We start from the raw sequence: 15644 nt of genomic DNA, 5'->3' as shown, positions 1-15644 counted from the left end.
TCATCCCTCCTGCCCGGGCTGAGCCGGTTCGGCGGGTGCGGGGGACGGCGTAGGGGATGGTGTGGGGGTGGCGTTTGGCGAGTTCTGCTGGGAGGTGGTCGGCTTGACGTGGGAGCGGACTGTTTTATCGATATAGGCCTGGGCGGCCTTCATTGAGTCCTGGGTGACGGTGTCCTCCAGGCGTTCGCGAATGTTGTCGTCGAGCTTCTCCACCGGCAGGTCGGCGTAGGCCTCGACCGAGTGGCTCAGCTTGAGGGGGCCGATGGACTGGGGGATTCCCCGGAAAATGGCGACCTGGCCTTCGTAGGAGGAGACGTAGTAGCGAGTCTGGGTCCACCGGTAGAACAGCGCACTGGACCCGACGAGTGCGACGAGCAGAATGAGACTTCCCACCAGAACGCGACGACGGTGACGGCGTCGGGCCTTCTCCTGGGTGGCGGCCTCGGCGGCGATGGCCTCGTCGACGTCGGTGGAGTCCTCGGAGGTCGGCCGCTCCTCCAGAGTGGCCATGAGAGCGGCCGCCTTGGCGGCGGGGCTGGCGCCCTCGGTGTCCCTGGCCTCGGCGTTGCCGCCGGCCTTGCGATGGGCCGCTGCCGCGCGCTCCTGGGCCAGGCGTTCGGTGGCGGCGCTTCCCACCACCTGGGGGACGGTCTGTGGCTCGGGGTCGTCCTTGACGACATCGAAGACGACGGCGGTGACGTTGTCCGGGCCGCCGGCACGCAGGGCCAGGTCGATGAGCTGATCGGCGGCCTGACCGGGGTCGGCGACGCCGGCCAGGACCTCCCCGATGGTCTCGGCGGTCACCGGGCCGCTCAGGCCGTCGGAGCACAGCAGCCAGCGGTCGCCGGGAACCGCCTCGCGGATCGACTCGTCGAGCTGAACCTCGCCCTCGGTGTCGCCCAGAACGCGCAGGAGCACCGAACGCTGCGGGTGCTGGCGGGCCTGGTCGCGGGTGAGGCGTCCGGTCTCAACGAGGTACTCCACGAAGGTGTGGTCGGTGGTGACCTGGGTGAGGGTCCCGTCGCGCAGCATGTAGGCGCGCGAGTCGCCCACGTGGACCATGGCGAGCTTGTTGCCGCTGCGCATGACGCCGATGCAGGTGGTGCCCAGTCCGGCAAGGTCGGGGTCCTGGGAGGACAGGGTGACGAGCTCGGTGTGGGCGGCCTGGACGGCATCGCGCATGAGGCCCAGCAGCTCGCCGGCCTGGTGGGAGTCGCCGTCCAGGGGCATGAGGTGCTCAATGGCGACCGCCGAGGCGATGTCTCCTCCGGCGGGTCCGCCCATCCCGTCGCACAGGAGGCACAGGTGGGGGCCGGCGTAGCCCGAGTCCTGGTTGGACTGGCGGACCAGGCCGACGTCGGAGCGCGCGGCGAAGCGCAGGGAGATGGTCATGAGCGCAGCTCCAGCGTCGTTTGGCCGATTCTGACAGGAATGTTCATGGGGAGCTCCACGGCGCCGCGCACGGGGCGGCCGTCCATCATGGTTCCGTTGGTGGAGCCCAGGTCCTCCAGCCACCAGGCGCCGTCCTTGGGGAAGACGCGGGCGTGCCGGGACGAGGCGTAGGAGTCGTCGAGGACCAGGGTGCACGAGGGTGAGCGGCCGATGATGATCGACGAGGGACTCAGGGGAACGGTCGAGCCGGCCAGGGGGCCCTCGGTGATGACCAGACGCGTGGCGCCGCGGCGCCGACCCCTCGGGGCCGGACTCGGGGGCTGCTCGGAGGCGTTCACGGAGCGTCTGCGCGCAGGCGCCGGGGTGGGGGAGTCAGCCATATCGCGCCGCATGACGCGCACGATCAAGTACAGGAAGAACCACAGCAGGACCAGGTAGCCCAGCCTCAGGATCGTGAAGGCGAGTGCGCTCACCCGTTGACTCCGCTGTTCTGGGTGCCGTCCCAGAACAGGATCTGGGTGCGGCCGATGGTGAGGGTGTTGCCGTCCACGAGCGTGACGGCGTCGACTCTCTGGCCCTCGACGAAGGTACCGTTGGTGGAGCCCAGGTCGCTGGCGATGGCGTTGCCGTGCGTCAGGCGGATCTCCAGGTGACGGCGTGAGACGCCGGAGTCGTCAACGATGATGTCGGCCTCCGAGCCGCGTCCGATGACGGTGACCGGGCCGGTGAGCAGATAGCGCTGGCCGTTGATGTCGACGATCGGATGTGCTGGTGTGGCCGTGGCGGATGCGGCGGGGGCGGCCGCGCCGCGCCGCGTGGAGGACTCGATCTCGATGGCGGGAGCGTTGGGGCTGTTGTTGACGACGAAGGAGACCTCGACCGGGCCGACGAAGGAGTAGCCCTGATCGGCGGCGTGCGAGGTGGCCACCTCCTCCATCTGGCGCACCATCTCGTCCTGACCCCAGGCTGTGATGCGCTCGATGCTCGGTGGGGTGAGGTGGATTCGGAAGATATTGGGAACCACTGAACGGTCGCGGGCGAAGGACGCGGCGCGCTTGTCCATGGTCTCGCGGAGCTTCGAGGCGATCTCGATGGGCTCGATGTCGTCCGAGAAACGGGACATGGCGCGGTTCGTGACGTTCTCGACGCCCTTCTCGAACTTGTCCAGGAATCCCATGGACAGTACCTCCCCCAATGTGGTGTGGCGGCCCCCGGGATGGAGCCGGGAGGCGGGACTGCCCCGCCTCGCTATGGGCCTGCACGGGCCTGCGCGCAGGCCGATACCGTTCCCATCGTAACGGTAGCGAAGTCATCACAGGGAAGACGGCCCTATCTGTGTGAGGTAATTGTGTCGTGAGCGGTCTCACGGCCCGGTGTGGGCCCGAGGATTGGACGACGGTGGGGGAGGCGGGCTAATCTCGTTCTCGCTTCGCGCGAGTGGCGGAATTGGTAGACGCGCACGGTTCAGGTCCGTGTGATCTTACGATCATGGGGGTTCGAGTCCCCCCCCGCGCACAGATCGGAAGGGCCCGGGCCATGAGGTCCGGGCCCTTCGCCGTCCGCGGTGCGGCTCAGTGGTCGTTGTGGATGTACTTCTGTCATGAGGACTGCGCTTCGGTCAGGATGACCGGGATTTGGGTGTTGCCGTCTTTGAGAAGGTGCAGTCCTCGTGCCGACAGTACGTCGTCGTTCCGGCGGTGACAGGGGCGGGTTCAGCGCGAGGCGGACCGGGGATGCAGTCGGTGCAACAGGTACCGGGCGACGGCGGCCCCGGCCCAGGCGCCGACGGCGTTCTGGCCGACATTGGCCAGTGAGGGCCGCCGCTCCAGCATCGGCAGGAGGCTCTGGAGCACCTCGGCGCTCAGACCGACGACGCAGCCCACCAGCGCCCACATCCACCACGGGACGTCCCGCCAACCTGCGACGGCGCAGAAGGTGGCCGGCGCCATCATCACCAGGTTGAGGATGACGTCCTTGCTCTCTGAGCTGAGGAATGCCGGCCCCAGCGAGTTCTTGAGGTCGGCGATGTCCCGCCCTGAGGGCCATACGACAGCCACGCAGACGACGATCAGAAGGATGACCGCCGCGATGCGGGCCGTCCGCTCATGAGAGGTGTCGTGCGGGACCCGGCTCGGCGGGCGCTGATAGAAGGGGGTGTGGTCGGCCGGAGCGCCGGTGGGGGACTCGGTTCGGGCCTCAGGGGAGGCCTCGGGGGAATCGGCGGATATCAGGGGGTCGGGGGCGGATTGCTGGGTGGGCACGCTCATGACGCTACCGCCCGCCTTGCGAGGAACTCGGAAGGCGGGCGGTAACGATCGGAGCACAGGAGTGTGCCCCAGGACTCAGCAGCAACCGGTTGAGATCTCCGTCTCGGCCTGCCTGGCCCGAGCTCGCCAGAACTCGCGCTCGCTCATGGGGCCGTGTGCTGACTCGTGCCCCGACTCGTGCGCGGTCCCATGGCGGCCGGACGGGCAGCCGGCGTGCTCACGGGCGTAGCGGGCCAGGTAGCGCTCGTAGGCGGACTCCCCGGTCAGGTCGCGCCACAGCGTGCGGGCCCGAGCCAGGGTCTCGCGCACCCGACGGCGGGTGCCCGGTCGTCCTGCTGCTTGTTCTGCTGCCCGCCCCGCCGTCTGAGCCGTCGAGCCGGTGCGCGTCATGACTTCTCCGCATGAGCCCGCTGGGGGATGAGGGCCGGGTCGCCGACCTGCTCGTACTCCCGGGAGACCTTCTTCATGAGCGAGGAGGCGACCATCGTCTCGGGTGCGTAGAAGTTGGACTCCTGGTGCGGGTCCTCCGACGTCGTCGTGTCCCGGTTGCGGATCGTCTGGATGATGCGGATGAGGCCGCAGATCATGACGAAGGCGACCATGACCAGGAAGATGATCGACAGCGTCCCCTGGATCATCGTGTTGCGCACGATGGCCCGGGTCTCCTCGATCTTGGCCGGGTCGGTGAGCGTGCTCAGCTTGGCGACGGCCTCGCGATGCTGCTGGAAGTACCCCACGAGCGGGTCGGTGGAGAAGATCTTCTGCCACGAGGCCGTGAAGGTGACGGCCGTGTCGAACGCCAACGGTATCGCTGGGATCCACACCCACTTCGTATAGCCCTTGCGCACCACCATGACGGTGACCACCAGCAGGGCCACGGCCGCGATGAGCTGGTTGGCGATGCCGAACAGCGGATAGAGCGTCTGGATGCCGCCGCGGGGGTCGGTCACGCCCATGAGGAGCAAAGCGCCCCAGGAGGCGACGACGACGGCTGTGGTCCCCCAGGCGCCCACGTGCCAGGACGGGTCCTTGAACTTGGGGAAGGCGTTGCCCAGCGCGTCGGAGAGCTGGAAGCGGGCCACGCGGGTGACGGCGTCGACGGCCGAGAGGATGAACAGGGCTTCGAACATGATGGCGAAGTGGTACCAGAAGCCCATCATGGCGCGCCCGCCGCCGATCTGGTGAAGGATGTGGGCGATGCCCACCGACAGGGTGGGGGCCCCGCCGGTGCGTGAAACGACGTTGGGCTCGCCGACATCGCTGGCCAGGCGCTCCAGGGCCTCGGCACCCGTGTAGGTCTTGGGGTTGCCTTGATCATCCCAGGAGTCCCACTCGGGGTTGAGCTTGCGGCCCTGGGCGTCGGTGACGCCGAGCTTGGCCACGGCGGCCTCGGCGAGCTGCTCGCAGTGGTGCTCGGGGTCGTCGGAGGTCTTGCAGGGGGCGGAGGCGACCGTTTCGGGGCCGGCGATCTTGTTCATGGTCGCCGTCGAGGTGTTCATGGAGAAGTAGATGCCCGGGCTCAGGGAGACCGCGGCCGCCAGCGCCATGATCGCCACGAAGGACTCCATGAGCATGCCGCCGTAACCGATCATGCGGACCTGGGTCTCCTTCTCCACCATCTTGGGACTGGTGCCCGAGGAGACCATGGCGTGCATGCCGGACAGGGCGCCGCAGGCGATGGTGATGAACAGGAAGGGGAAGAGGGTGCCGGCGAAGACCGGGCCGTCGGTGTTGAAGGCGAACTCGGTGACGGCGGCCATCTCCACCAGCGGGCGCACGATGATGATGCCCAGGGCCAGGATCGTGATGGTGCCGACCTTCATGAAGGTCGACAGGTAGTCGCGCGGGGTGAGCAGGACCCACACCGGCAGGACCGCGGCCAGGAAGCCGTAGATGATCATCGCCCACACCAGGGCGGTGGGGGACAGGTGCAGGTAGTGGCCCAGGGAGGACTCGGCCACCCATCGCCCGCCGATGATGACGGCGATGAGCAGGCCGAAGCCGACGAAGGAGACCTGCGTGATCTTGCCGGGCTGGACGAAGCGCAGCCACAGGCCCATCCCGATGGCGATCGGGATGGTCATGCCCACCGAGAAGACGCCCCAGGGAGAGGCGGCCAGGGCGTTGACGCAGACCATGGCCAGGACCGCCAGGACGATCATGAGCATGACGAAGACGACGACGGTGGCCACGATGCCGCCGATCTTGCCGATCTCGTCGGTGGCCATCTGACCCAGCGAGCGACCGCCGCGGCGCATGGAGAAGAACAGGACAAGCATGTCCTGGACGGCGCCGGCCACGAGGACGCCGATGATGATCCACAGGGTGCCGGGCAGGTAACCCATCTGGGCCGCCAGGACCGGACCCACCAGCGGGCCGGCGCCGGCGATGGCCGCGAAATGGTGGCCGTAGAGGACGACGCGGTGAGTGGGGTCGAAGTCGCGCCCGTTGTTGATGCGCTCGGCCGGGGTGGCGTTGGTGTCGTCGGGGCGCATGATGCGCCGCTGGATGTAGAGGGCGTAGAAGCGGTACCCGATGGCGTAGGTGCACACGGCGGTGACCACGAACCAGATGGTGTTGACATGCTCGCCGCGCACGATCGCCAGCATCCACCAGCCCAGGACACCCAGGGCCGTGATGACTACCCATGTGGCGATCCGTGCGGGTGTCCATCGATTGTCGGGACGTATGCCGACCGGGACGCCGTCGGCGTTACGGATGATCCGCTTCTCCTCCTCATCTGTGTAGGAGGGCAGAGAGGCTTCTTTCTGGGGCATCGGGTTTCCGTTCTCATCGTCGAGAAAAGGTGGTGTACGTCATCGTCTCCGATGACGGCCCCAGGGTATTCCTCATGCTGGCCGAAAGGAAGCGGTCGACGAGCCGGGAATGAAAACCTGACATTCATATATGACATCACATCTATGTGCTTCGCTTGCTGGAAGTGGTTTCGGTCGGTTGCCGGCTGGAGCCGCGCACGACGTCGTCCAGGGTGGTCTCGGTGAAGGGCTGACGGTCCTGGAGGCGAGTTGGAGCATGCTGACGGGGTTGTGCGCGGTAGCGGTCGGGGTCCTGGGGCGCAGGGGGGTGTGGTTCGCGTATGAAACCGGGTCGATATGGGCGCCGAGCCGTCATGGCGAGTGGGTGTCGCCCGGCGGCAACCGGATGGCTCCCGAAGGCGGCGTCAATCCTTGAGAGGGTGAATCAAGCAGGCGCCAGGGGTGAGTCGTCGTGGAAGGCGTTTTGCTGTGGCATGTCCCGGAGGTAAGACGTGGGTGGCGTTGATGGGTGATTATTTCGTGGGGTGAGATGTCCTAGAATTGGGTACATGTAGTCGAAGGTTGCGTTTGTGAGTGATGCTCCGCGCTTATCTTGGTGGTAAAATGCGGAATCATGAAGGATCTGCTTGCTGCGCAGCAAAATAAACCGTTCTTTCTTGTGTTGATTCGTTTGGCCGTCATGGTGCTATTGGCTGCCGTGACGTATTCCGTGCTCCGATTTGCCGGTATGAGCAATGATTTTCCGCCACTCGATATGCTCTACTTCCCCTTCGTCAACATTGTCTGCGGTGTTGTCATCTGGCGCCGGTTCCGGCAGTATGGCGTGTCAGTGTGGGAGTACCTCGGTTTTGAGGGCCGTCGTCTTGGTAAGGACATCGCCTGGGGGCTTCTTTGGTTGTTCGTTTCATATATCCCGTTGGCGATCGCCCTCATGGCGTCGATGTATCTCATGTTCGGCGCAGACATGTCCTCGCATTTTGAGCAGGTGTTCGCCAAGTCCGTCCCGCAGCTGCCGGACGGCGTACTGCCGGTCATGAGCATCTTCGGTGCGTTCGTCTTTCTTGTCAACGCACCGATTGAGGAGATCGTCTACCGCGGCTGGCTTCAAAAGGGCTTAGCCGGACGTTCTGGAGTCACGATCGCCATTCTCGTCCAAGGGCTGCTGTTCGGTCTGCAGCACATGATGTTTGCTGGAGACGTTCGCGGCATGGTTATCTACGCCTTCATGTTTCTGGCATGGGGCGTGACAGCCGGTGTCATCGTCCACCATCAGCGGCGTTTGGCGCCGATGGTCATCTCGCACTGGATTGTCAATATCATCTTCGGTGTCGGCCCGATGCTGGCGATTGGGTTTGTGGGGATGTAGGTGTGCGGCCCATCATGAAGGTAGTGGGGGCTACTCACGGACGGGGTCGCTCACGGACCTGGTGATCTCCTGTGCTCACCTAGGATTGGACTGCTCGTCTCATACCATGAAAAATATTTATGGTGTGATCGTGGAGGTTTTGATGACTGATCCATCTCATGAGAGTATTTCTTTCTGGTGTTGATCTTCTTGCACCTGCCCGCGAATGGGGGTCCTCTCTGAGAGAATGAATCAAGCAGGCATGGCCTGCTGGGCTCTGACGGAGGCTGCGAGTGTTCACCGTCTCCGATCCGTTTGGGATTCTGTACTGCATAGAGCCTGCGGATACCCTGGTGCTGTGTCCGTGCTTCACCCTGCCCTCGACGTCCTCGCGCAGGCGCCGATCCTCACCGTCTTCCTCGTCATCGGACTGGGGACCGCCGTCGGGCAGATCCCGCTGGGACCGATCCGCTTCGGGGCGGCCGGGGCACTTTTCGTAGGACTGGCGGTCGGAGCCCTCGACCCCCGGCTCGGCGCCGACCTCGCCCTGTTGCGAAGCCTCGGCCTGGCTCTGTTCTGCTACACCGTGGGCCTGGCCGCCGGCAACACCTTCTTCCGCGATCTGCGTAGGCAGCTGCCGCTCATGGCCGTGTGCGTCGTCGCGCTCGTGATCGCCGGCGCGGTGGGCGGCCTCTACTCCCACCTGGCCGGGGTGAGCCCGGCCATGGACTCCGGCGCCTACGCGGGTGCCCTCACCTCACCGGTGCTCGACGCCGCCATCGAGGCCGCCGGCACCCAGGAGCCCGCCGTCGGTTACGCCCTGGCCTATCCCGTGGGCGTCGCCGTCGCCATCCTCATCGTGGCCGGGGTCGTGGGACGGTCCTGGCCCGGGCGGCGCGACCCCCGGCCCGCCAGCGCCGACGGCATCACTGCCACCAGCGTCTACCTCCTCCAGCGGGTGGCCCTCGGAGAGATGGAGGCCTTCAAGGAGGGGCGCATCCGCATCTCCTACCTGGAGCGCGACGGCGAGACCCGTGTCGTGGCCCCCGGTGAGGAGCTACTGCCCGGGGACAAGGTCGTCATCGTCGGGGCGCCGTCCGCCGTCGAGTCCGCCATGCACGACCTGGGCACAGGGTTTCACAAGTGCCTGGCCAAGGACCGCAGCGTCGTCGACTTCCGGCGCCTGACCGTCTCCTCTACCCGCGTGGCCGGGCGCACCATCGCCGAGGTGGACATGCCCGGGCGCTTCCAGGGCGTCATCACCCGCGTCAAGCGCGGTGACCTCGACTTGCTGGCCCGCGAGGACCTCGTCCTGGAGCTCGGCGACCGGGTGCTGGCGGTCGTGCCCAGCGACGAGCTGGAGAAGGCCGCCGACTGGTTCGGCGACTCCGAGCGCTCCATCGCCCAGATCGACGCCTTCTCCGTGGGTGTCGGCATGGCGCTCGGCGTCCTGGTGGGGCTGGTCGCGATCCCGCTGCCCGGCGGCATCACCCTGCGGCTCGGGGTGGCGGCCGGGCCGCTCGTCGTCGGCATGGTCCTGGGGCGGGTGGGGCGCACCGGACCCTTCGTGTGGGGGCTGCCCCACGCCGCCAACTCCACCATCCGCCAGCTGGGACTGCTGTTCTTCCTGGCCGCGATCGGGCTGGCCTCGGGACCGGACTTCGCGGCCTCGGCCTTCTCGATGACGGGGCTCAAGGTGGGGGTGCTCGCCGCGCTCATCGTGGTGATCAACGCGATCGTCCTGCTGGCCGGGGCGCGCTGGTCCGGGGTCTCCGCGCAGCGCGCCGCCGGCGGCCTGGCCGGGCTCGTCGGGCAGCCCGCGATCCTGGCCTTCGCCCTGTCCAAACGCGATGACGAGCGCATCGAGGCCGGCTATGCGACCCTGTTCGCCCTGGCCATCGTCGTCAAGATCGTCATGGTCCAGGTCCTCGTGGCGCTGTAGGCGCGGATCCTGGAGGCGGTGCACGGGGGTGCGCCTCTCGGGTCACCGCCGCGGCGGGGCGAGCCGATGCGGGCGATCAGCCGGTGGGACCGGGCTCGCTGTCTGGGGCAATCGCGCTGGTCGTGGTGCAGGCCGTAGGACGTCGAGCGCGTTGAGGTCCGCCTGCGCCAGGCCGACTAAACCGACATTTTCTTCACAAACGACGCGGCTCCGGGTCATTTATGAAGAAAAGGTCGATCTATGAAGAAAATGCCGGTGAGTCCGGCTACGAGACGGCCAGGTCCTCCAGCCACTACTCGATCGGGTGCGGCCTGAGCCCTAGGAGCTCCTGGACGCTGCCGTCCTCGGCGATGGTGTTGCTGTCCTGCGCATTGAGGGTCCGGTAGAGCCCGACGACCGGCGCCGCGGCCGGCCCGAAGAGCGGCGTCATGAGCTCGCCGAAGGCCTCGGGCGTGATGCCCTCGAACCGGACCTCGCGGTCCAGGCGGCTGGAGAAGGCCGCGGCCAGATCCGGTCCCGTCAGACCGGACGGGTGACCGACGCCGACCGTGCCCGTGGTGGGGGAGGCGTCCGTGAGCAGGCGGGTGACGACATCGGCCACATCCAGGTGCGAGGTCCAGGAGATCGGGAACGACGTCGATAGCGGGTAGCGCAGCACGCCCTCCTCGCGCACGGGGCCCAGAACGACCGGCAGAAGAAGGTTCTCCAGGTAGAGGCGCAGGGCGACGACGGCCGTGAGGATGGTGCGGCCGCTCAGGCCAGGAGGTCCTCCCACCAGGCGGTGAAGGTGGGGCAGCGCTCCAGGACCGCGGGAAGCCCGGCATCGCTGACGAGCTGAGGGCCGATGACGGTCTTCATGTAGCCGGGGTCGGCCGCCTCCAGGCGCTTGGACGGGGCGGTGCTGGGGCCGTCGTTGACCCGCTCGGGGCCGCCGGCTCGACTGATGGCCTGCCGCAGCTCAGCGAGTCCCTGCCGGGGGAGCAGCCCGTCTCCCTGCCCGGCGTCGATTGCCGCCAGGACGAGGGTCTCGATCTCATGGAGGACGACAAGCGGACGGAAGCGCGGATCCTGGTACTCGGCGCGCAGAGCAGCCATGAGCCCCGCCTGCCGGCCGGCGCTGCCGAGGCTCTCGGAAGGAGTCGCCACCTCTCGCCCGGGTGCGCCCTTGGGGTACTGGTAGTAGTCGAGCAGGAGCCCCACGCGGTGCCAGTGAGACGCCTTGAGAAGAGCCTGGAGCTTAGCGTGGTAGTGCTTCCAGTGGCCGCCGCCATGATGGGCACCAGTGGGGGTCGCCGAGGTCGTGACGACGACCGGCGTCACGTACGTTCCGCGCATCGAGGCCGCAGTGCCCAGGACCTTGTTGACCAGCTTCTCCTCGGTCTGACCCTCCACGAGGATGACGACCTGCCTCATCAGGCCCGTCCCTCATGCGCCGGGCGCCCGCTTCATCGCGAGCGGCCGAGGCCGTGTTTACCTCGGACCGTCCCGCATGCGCCGGGCGCCCGCCCAGAAGATTCATCTCCCACAGCGAGCCGGTGGAGTAGTCCTCCAAGAAGCCCTCCAGGGCCGCGCGGTCGGGGCGAGTGGCCTGGGTGGCGCCGTTGACCCGCTCCAGGACCACGACCTCCTCCAGAGCGAAGTGGGACAGCAGCGGCACAGACTGGGTGGCCAGGATGACCTTGTGCCCGTTCCTGCCCGCGATATGTGTCACCTCCGCGAGCAGGCCGATCGCGGCCGGGTGGAGCCCCAGCTCGGGCTCGTCCAGCACCGCGGTGGCTGGCAGGTCCGGCCCCAGCAACAGCATCGCCAGGCAGATGAACCGCAAGGTGCCGTCGCTGGCCTCATGAGCCAGGAAGGTGCGGTCCAGCCCGCGCTGCTTCCAGCGCAGCCTAATCCGGTCCGACGGATCGGGGACGAGTACGAAGTCGTCGAAGAACGGCGTGACATGGCGGACCGTCGAGACGATGCGCTGATAGTGCTCGGGGTGAGTGTGGCGCACCTTGAAGAGGTAAGCGGCGATGTTCTCCGCGTCCGAGCGCAGGTAGACGTCGTCGCCGACCGTTGACCTGCTCTTGACTGGAGCGTTCTCGGAGACGTCGTCGAAGTGGAAGACGCGACAGACTTCGAGGATCGGGCGAACGTAGGTCGCGAAGTTGTGGAGCCTCACGCTCTGTGTGGACTGTGTGATTCGAGGGACGCGGCTGCGTGAGCCGAATCCGAGGTCCTTGGTAAAGGGCCTGTCCCGGTCGCGTCCGGCCTGGAACAGCAGCCACTCGTGAAGCTCAGCCGAGTCGGAGTCGTCCCAGTGCAACAGTCATACACCGAGCCTAGCCAGCAACCAGCCGATGCGGAGGGCGCCGCCGTTGCCGACCCGCCCGGAGTGCCGTCTCGTGTCCGCCCGACGTTGTCGTCGACCCTCACACCACGGCGTGACTCACGCCGGTGAGGCGCGGGGGCGCCAGGCCGACAAACCGACCAAAACTTCATAAACGACGCGGCTCCGGGTCGTCTGTGAAGAACAGGTCGATCTATGAAGAAAAAGTCGGTGAGGCTCGGGCGCGTCAGCGGATCAGCCGAGCAGGGCCAGGACGACCGCTGCGCTGCGGGCAGCTGCCTCCTCGGCGGCGATGTGGAAGTCCTGGCCCGCTTCCGGGCCGCACAGGTCGGACACGCCGCGTACCGAGACGAAGGGGACGCCGAGGCTCGCGGCCACCTGCGCCAGCGCCGTCGACTCCATGTCCGTGCTCAGCGCCGAGGGGAAGACCTCGCGGGTGTCGGCCACGTTCGCGGCCGTCACGAAGGAGTTGCCGGCCAACATCTGACCAACGCGCAGCCGCGCCGAACCCGACGAGGCCGTGGCGCCGCGCAGAGCCTCCTGGCCCACCTGCTCCAGGCGCTCCAGCAGGGCCGCATCTCCGGCAAAGGTCTCCGGCTGGCCCGGGGTCTGGCCGCGGGCGTAGCCGAAGGCGGTGGCGTCGGCGTCGGTGTAGGCCAGGCTCGTCGAGGCGCACACGTCGCCGACCTCGACCTGTTGGCTGAGCCCGCCGGTAGTTCCCGCCGAGACGACGGCGCTGGGGCGGACCTGAGCCAGGATAGCCGCCAGCGCGCTCGCGGCCGCCACGAGCCCGATGCCGCTGCGCACCAGGATGAGCTCGCGCTCGCCGTCGGGCAGCTGGAGTGACCAGGCGCGTGCAGCGCCGAGCAGGGCCGGAGGCCGGGCCCCCGCGCGCTCGGGCAGGGCGTCCAGGAAGGGCTGAGCCTCCTCGGCCATGGCGCAGGAGACGATGACGGGCGCGGCACTGGTGCGACTCACGCGCCGAGCCTACAGGGGGTGTCGGAGGCCGGCGTGGTCAGTGATGGCTGTGCTCTTCCCGGCTCCTGCTGTCACCGGGGGGCATTCCGCGCGGCCGGGGGCGTGTCCTTCCGGGCGGGGGCGTTCGACGCCGTCGGGGACCGCAATCCCGTCCCCGCACGTGCAGGATGTCCCCGGCTGTGCGGATATGTCCCCGCACGCATCGGGTCAGTCCGCTGGGCCCCACCGCCGGGCCTTGCCGTGTCTCGCCGGTCCTTGCCTTGCCGCGCCCCATCACTGGACCCCGGGCCCCGCCGCCTACGACGGCCTACTGGCCGGCACCCTCGTCGTCCCGGGAGCCGGTGGCCGCGGTGACGGCCGCGGCCGGGTTGATGGGCAGTGCCCGGCGCGACTGGTCGCGGCGCAGCAGGAAGTTTCCCAGCCGGATCGGCCAGGCCACGTGGTTGATCCGCGGCCAGCGCAGCATGACGTAGTCGACGGCGTCGTCCACCTCCAGACGCCGCGTCGAGTTGCCGACCCGCACCCACAGCGCCGCCCCGTCGCGTCCCTTGGCTGGCTTGAGGTAGACCGGCAGCGGGGACGGGGGCGCGGTCACCCGGCACACCTCCGCGGTCCCGTCCGGGGTGGGCGAGAAGTCCACCTGCGGCAGCGCGGCCGCGTTCGTGCCCATGCGCGTGCGCCACATGCCGCGCAGCCACAGCTCGAAGCGGTCGGCGTCGGGCTGCTTGAGGGTGGAGTAGTCCGGGCCGAGCCCAATGAGGTTGCCGCCGTCATCGACGCCGAGCAGGAGCGTGCCGCCCGCGGAGTTCATAAAGGCTGCCACTGTCTTGGCCACGACCTCCTCCATGGCCTCATCGCGCTTGTCCGTGCGCAGGTTCCAGCGCGCCGAGGACTTGAACTCCAGGCGGTCGGACTCGCCCATCTGGGCAACCTCCGCGATCGGCAGCAGCGTGTGACGGTGCTGGACGCGCGCCAGCACCGCGGAGGTCGCGACCAGCACCACGACCGCCACACCGCAGGAGGTCGCCAGCATCTTGATCGAGAACAGGTCACCCTCGTCGAAGAGCCACCCCGCCAGAAGCAGCCCCAGCCACAGGCCGACAAGCGCGATGAGCGTGGCCGCCGCATCCGACACAGCGACCCGCCCACGCAGCAGGAACCGCGTCAGCCGCCCCACGAGGAAGGACAGCAGAAGCAGCAGCGGCTGAGCGATGACCCACCAGATGAGGATGGGATTGGCGGGATTGGTGATGGTGACGGTCTCGATGCTCTCCACGTGCGTCAGGTTCTCTTCGTCTCGGTGCCCCGCGGCGCGGGCACGGGGTGGGCAGGGGCGGGCTGAGTGAGGCTCAGGATACGGTCGGCGTCGGTGCTGGATGGGCCCGACGTCGGAGCCCGGCGATGGCGCGCCGTCTCACCCCATTACTGTGCCGGGCCCGGTGTTACCAGGCTGTGAGGACTGTCCTCTCCGGCTCCTGCTGTCATTGGCGGGGACATCCTGCGCGGCCGGGGGCGTGTCCTTCCGGGTGGGGGCGTTCGACGCCGTCGGGGACCGCAATCCCGTCCCCGAACGCGCGAGACGTCCCCGGCTGTGTGGAAATGTCACCGAACGCGCGGAATGTCCCCGGCCGGGCGGTACAGGGCCGTACGGGCACGTCAGGCCATGACTTGCGTCCACTCCTCGCGGGCGGCGAGGAAACCGCGCACCGCCTCCTGGGCCGCGGCCAGGGAGTGGTTCGCCCCCCAACCGCACTGGACCTCGTTGGCCGCCGGCACCTCCTCGGCGGTCAGGATGTCGCGGAAGGTCGCCTCCAGAAGGGGCAGGAACTCCTCGGTCCCCACCCCCAGCATGAGGGCGTAGAAGCCGGTCTGGCAGCCCATGGGGGAGAAGTCGATGAGCCGGTCGGTGTGGTTGCGCATGAGCTCGGCGCTCAGGTGCTCGATGGAGTGCACAGCCTCCATCTCCAGGTGCGCGCGGTTGGGCTGGCAGAAGCGCACATCGTACTTGACCAGCACGTCCCCGCCGGGCAGCTCCTTGCGGTCAGCCACGCGCACGTAGGGCGCGGCCACCTTCGTGTGGTCCAGGTTGAAGGACTCGACGTTCATCCTCGGCGTGCTCTGCTCACTCGTGTCGCTCATGGGGCCAGCCTACGGGCCGGGGACGAGGCAGGATGGGGGCATGACTCCACTGGCGCGCATCGTCGCGGGGCCCGACGGCGCCCCCACCCTGGTCCTACTCCACGGCATCACCGGCTCCGCGGTCTCCCTGGCCGAGGCCATCGATCACTGGGTGGACCGCGGCTACCGGGTCCTTGCCGTCGACGCCCGTGGGCACGGCCTGTCCCCACGCTGGGAGACGGCCCAGCTCGAGCGGGCCGGGGAGGTCCTCGTGGAGGACCTCATCGCCGTCCTGGAGGACCTGGAAACCGCCTCGCGCGGACGGGTCGCCCTGGGCCTGCCGACTCCGCCCGCCCCGGTGGTCATCGGCCACTCGATGGGCGCGGCCACCGCTATGGTCGCCGCCGTGCGCCGCCCCGACCTGGTCTCCGGTGTCGTCCTGGAGGACCCGGCCCGCTTCGGCACCCGCAGCCCGCGCGAGCTCCTGGCC

15 protein-coding genes and 1 tRNA gene are annotated in these 15644 nt (G+C 68.1%); 4 read left to right on the top strand and 12 right to left on the bottom strand.

Features of this window, described 5'->3' with window-relative positions; genetic code table 11:
• Genes RWR81_RS06905 through RWR81_RS06895 form a run of 3 tightly spaced genes read right to left on the bottom strand, consistent with a single transcriptional unit; the run spans position 1 to position 2569 of the window.
• Positions 1-1392 carry a protein phosphatase 2C domain-containing protein gene (locus RWR81_RS06905; RefSeq protein WP_314456212.1) on the bottom strand — a complete coding sequence of 464 codons (1392 nt, stop codon included), beginning with the start codon at positions 1390-1392 and terminating at the stop codon, positions 1-3.
• Entirely contained in the window at positions 1389-1865 is a 477-nt protein-coding gene (locus RWR81_RS06900; RefSeq protein WP_314456210.1) for an FHA domain-containing protein, read from the bottom strand. The genes RWR81_RS06905 and RWR81_RS06900 overlap by 4 nt, the downstream gene beginning before the upstream one ends.
• Positions 1862-2569 carry a DUF3662 and FHA domain-containing protein gene (locus RWR81_RS06895; RefSeq protein WP_314456209.1) on the bottom strand — a complete coding sequence of 236 codons (708 nt, stop codon included), beginning with the start codon at positions 2567-2569 and terminating at the stop codon, positions 1862-1864. Before RWR81_RS06895 ends, RWR81_RS06900 begins: the two co-directional genes overlap by 4 nt.
• 254 nt (positions 2570-2823) lie before the next feature.
• On the opposite strand from RWR81_RS06895, the gene RWR81_RS06890 reads away from it, so the two are divergent.
• Positions 2824-2907, top strand: a tRNA-Leu gene (locus tag RWR81_RS06890).
• A 197-nt stretch (positions 2908-3104) separates the two neighbouring features.
• On the opposite strand, the gene RWR81_RS06885 is transcribed toward RWR81_RS06890, so the two are convergent.
• The 3 genes from RWR81_RS06885 to RWR81_RS06875 form a co-directional block, all read right to left on the bottom strand.
• On the bottom strand, positions 3105-3659 hold the full coding sequence (locus RWR81_RS06885) for a VanZ family protein (RefSeq protein ID WP_314456208.1): 555 nt from the start codon (positions 3657-3659) through the stop codon (positions 3105-3107).
• Positions 3660-3734: 75 nt separating this feature from the next.
• Positions 3735-4049, bottom strand: coding sequence for a YbdD/YjiX family protein (locus RWR81_RS06880; protein WP_314456205.1), 315 nt, complete (start codon positions 4047-4049; stop codon positions 3735-3737).
• Positions 4046-6436: a carbon starvation CstA family protein gene (locus RWR81_RS06875; RefSeq protein WP_314456203.1), complete on the bottom strand. Its 2391-nt coding sequence runs from the start codon at positions 6434-6436 to the stop codon at positions 4046-4048. Before RWR81_RS06875 ends, RWR81_RS06880 begins: the two co-directional genes overlap by 4 nt.
• Positions 6437-7049: 613 nt before the next feature.
• On the opposite strand from RWR81_RS06875, the gene RWR81_RS06870 reads away from it, so the two are divergent.
• Complete coding sequence (locus RWR81_RS06870; protein WP_314456201.1) at positions 7050-7802, top strand: CPBP family intramembrane glutamic endopeptidase; 753 nt, start codon at positions 7050-7052, stop codon at positions 7800-7802.
• Between the two features lie 337 nt (positions 7803-8139).
• Positions 8140-9723 carry a TrkA C-terminal domain-containing protein gene (locus tag RWR81_RS06865; RefSeq protein WP_314456199.1) on the top strand — a complete coding sequence of 528 codons (1584 nt, stop codon included), beginning with the start codon at positions 8140-8142 and terminating at the stop codon, positions 9721-9723.
• 292 nt (positions 9724-10015) lie between these two features.
• Here RWR81_RS06865 and RWR81_RS06860 read toward each other — a convergent pair whose 3' ends face one another.
• The 6 genes from RWR81_RS06860 to RWR81_RS06835 form a co-directional block, all read right to left on the bottom strand.
• On the bottom strand, positions 10016-10498 hold the full coding sequence (locus RWR81_RS06860) for a hypothetical protein (protein ID WP_314456197.1): 483 nt from the start codon (positions 10496-10498) through the stop codon (positions 10016-10018).
• Positions 10477-11076, bottom strand: coding sequence for a DUF4276 family protein (locus tag RWR81_RS06855; protein WP_314456236.1), 600 nt, complete (start codon positions 11074-11076; stop codon positions 10477-10479). The genes RWR81_RS06860 and RWR81_RS06855 overlap by 22 nt, the downstream gene beginning before the upstream one ends.
• On the bottom strand, positions 10961-12034 hold the full coding sequence (locus tag RWR81_RS06850) for an AAA family ATPase (RefSeq protein ID WP_314456195.1): 1074 nt from the start codon (positions 12032-12034) through the stop codon (positions 10961-10963). Before RWR81_RS06850 ends, RWR81_RS06855 begins: the two co-directional genes overlap by 116 nt.
• 258 nt (positions 12035-12292) lie before the next feature.
• The gene (mtnN, locus tag RWR81_RS06845) at positions 12293-13036 is read right to left on the bottom strand and encodes a 5'-methylthioadenosine/S-adenosylhomocysteine nucleosidase (RefSeq protein WP_314456193.1); all 744 of its coding nucleotides are present in this window, start codon (positions 13034-13036) and stop codon (positions 12293-12295) included.
• Positions 13037-13343: 307 nt separating this feature from the next.
• Positions 13344-14312 carry an ATP-binding protein gene (locus tag RWR81_RS06840; protein WP_314456191.1) on the bottom strand — a complete coding sequence of 323 codons (969 nt, stop codon included), beginning with the start codon at positions 14310-14312 and terminating at the stop codon, positions 13344-13346.
• Between the two features lie 380 nt (positions 14313-14692).
• Complete coding sequence (locus RWR81_RS06835) at positions 14693-15175, bottom strand: S-ribosylhomocysteine lyase (protein WP_314456190.1); 483 nt, start codon at positions 15173-15175, stop codon at positions 14693-14695.
• A gap of 40 nt (positions 15176-15215) precedes the next feature.
• On the opposite strand from RWR81_RS06835, the gene RWR81_RS06830 reads away from it, so the two are divergent.
• The coding region (locus RWR81_RS06830; RefSeq protein ID WP_314456188.1) for an alpha/beta fold hydrolase at positions 15216-15644 on the top strand (429 nt) is incomplete at its 3' end.

This window comes from uncultured Actinomyces sp., assembly GCF_963526355.1.
GTDB lineage: Bacteria > Actinomycetota > Actinomycetes > Actinomycetales > Actinomycetaceae > Actinomyces.
Note: the sequence above shows the minus strand (reverse complement) of the source record. Positions and strands in the feature narration are given on the sequence as shown.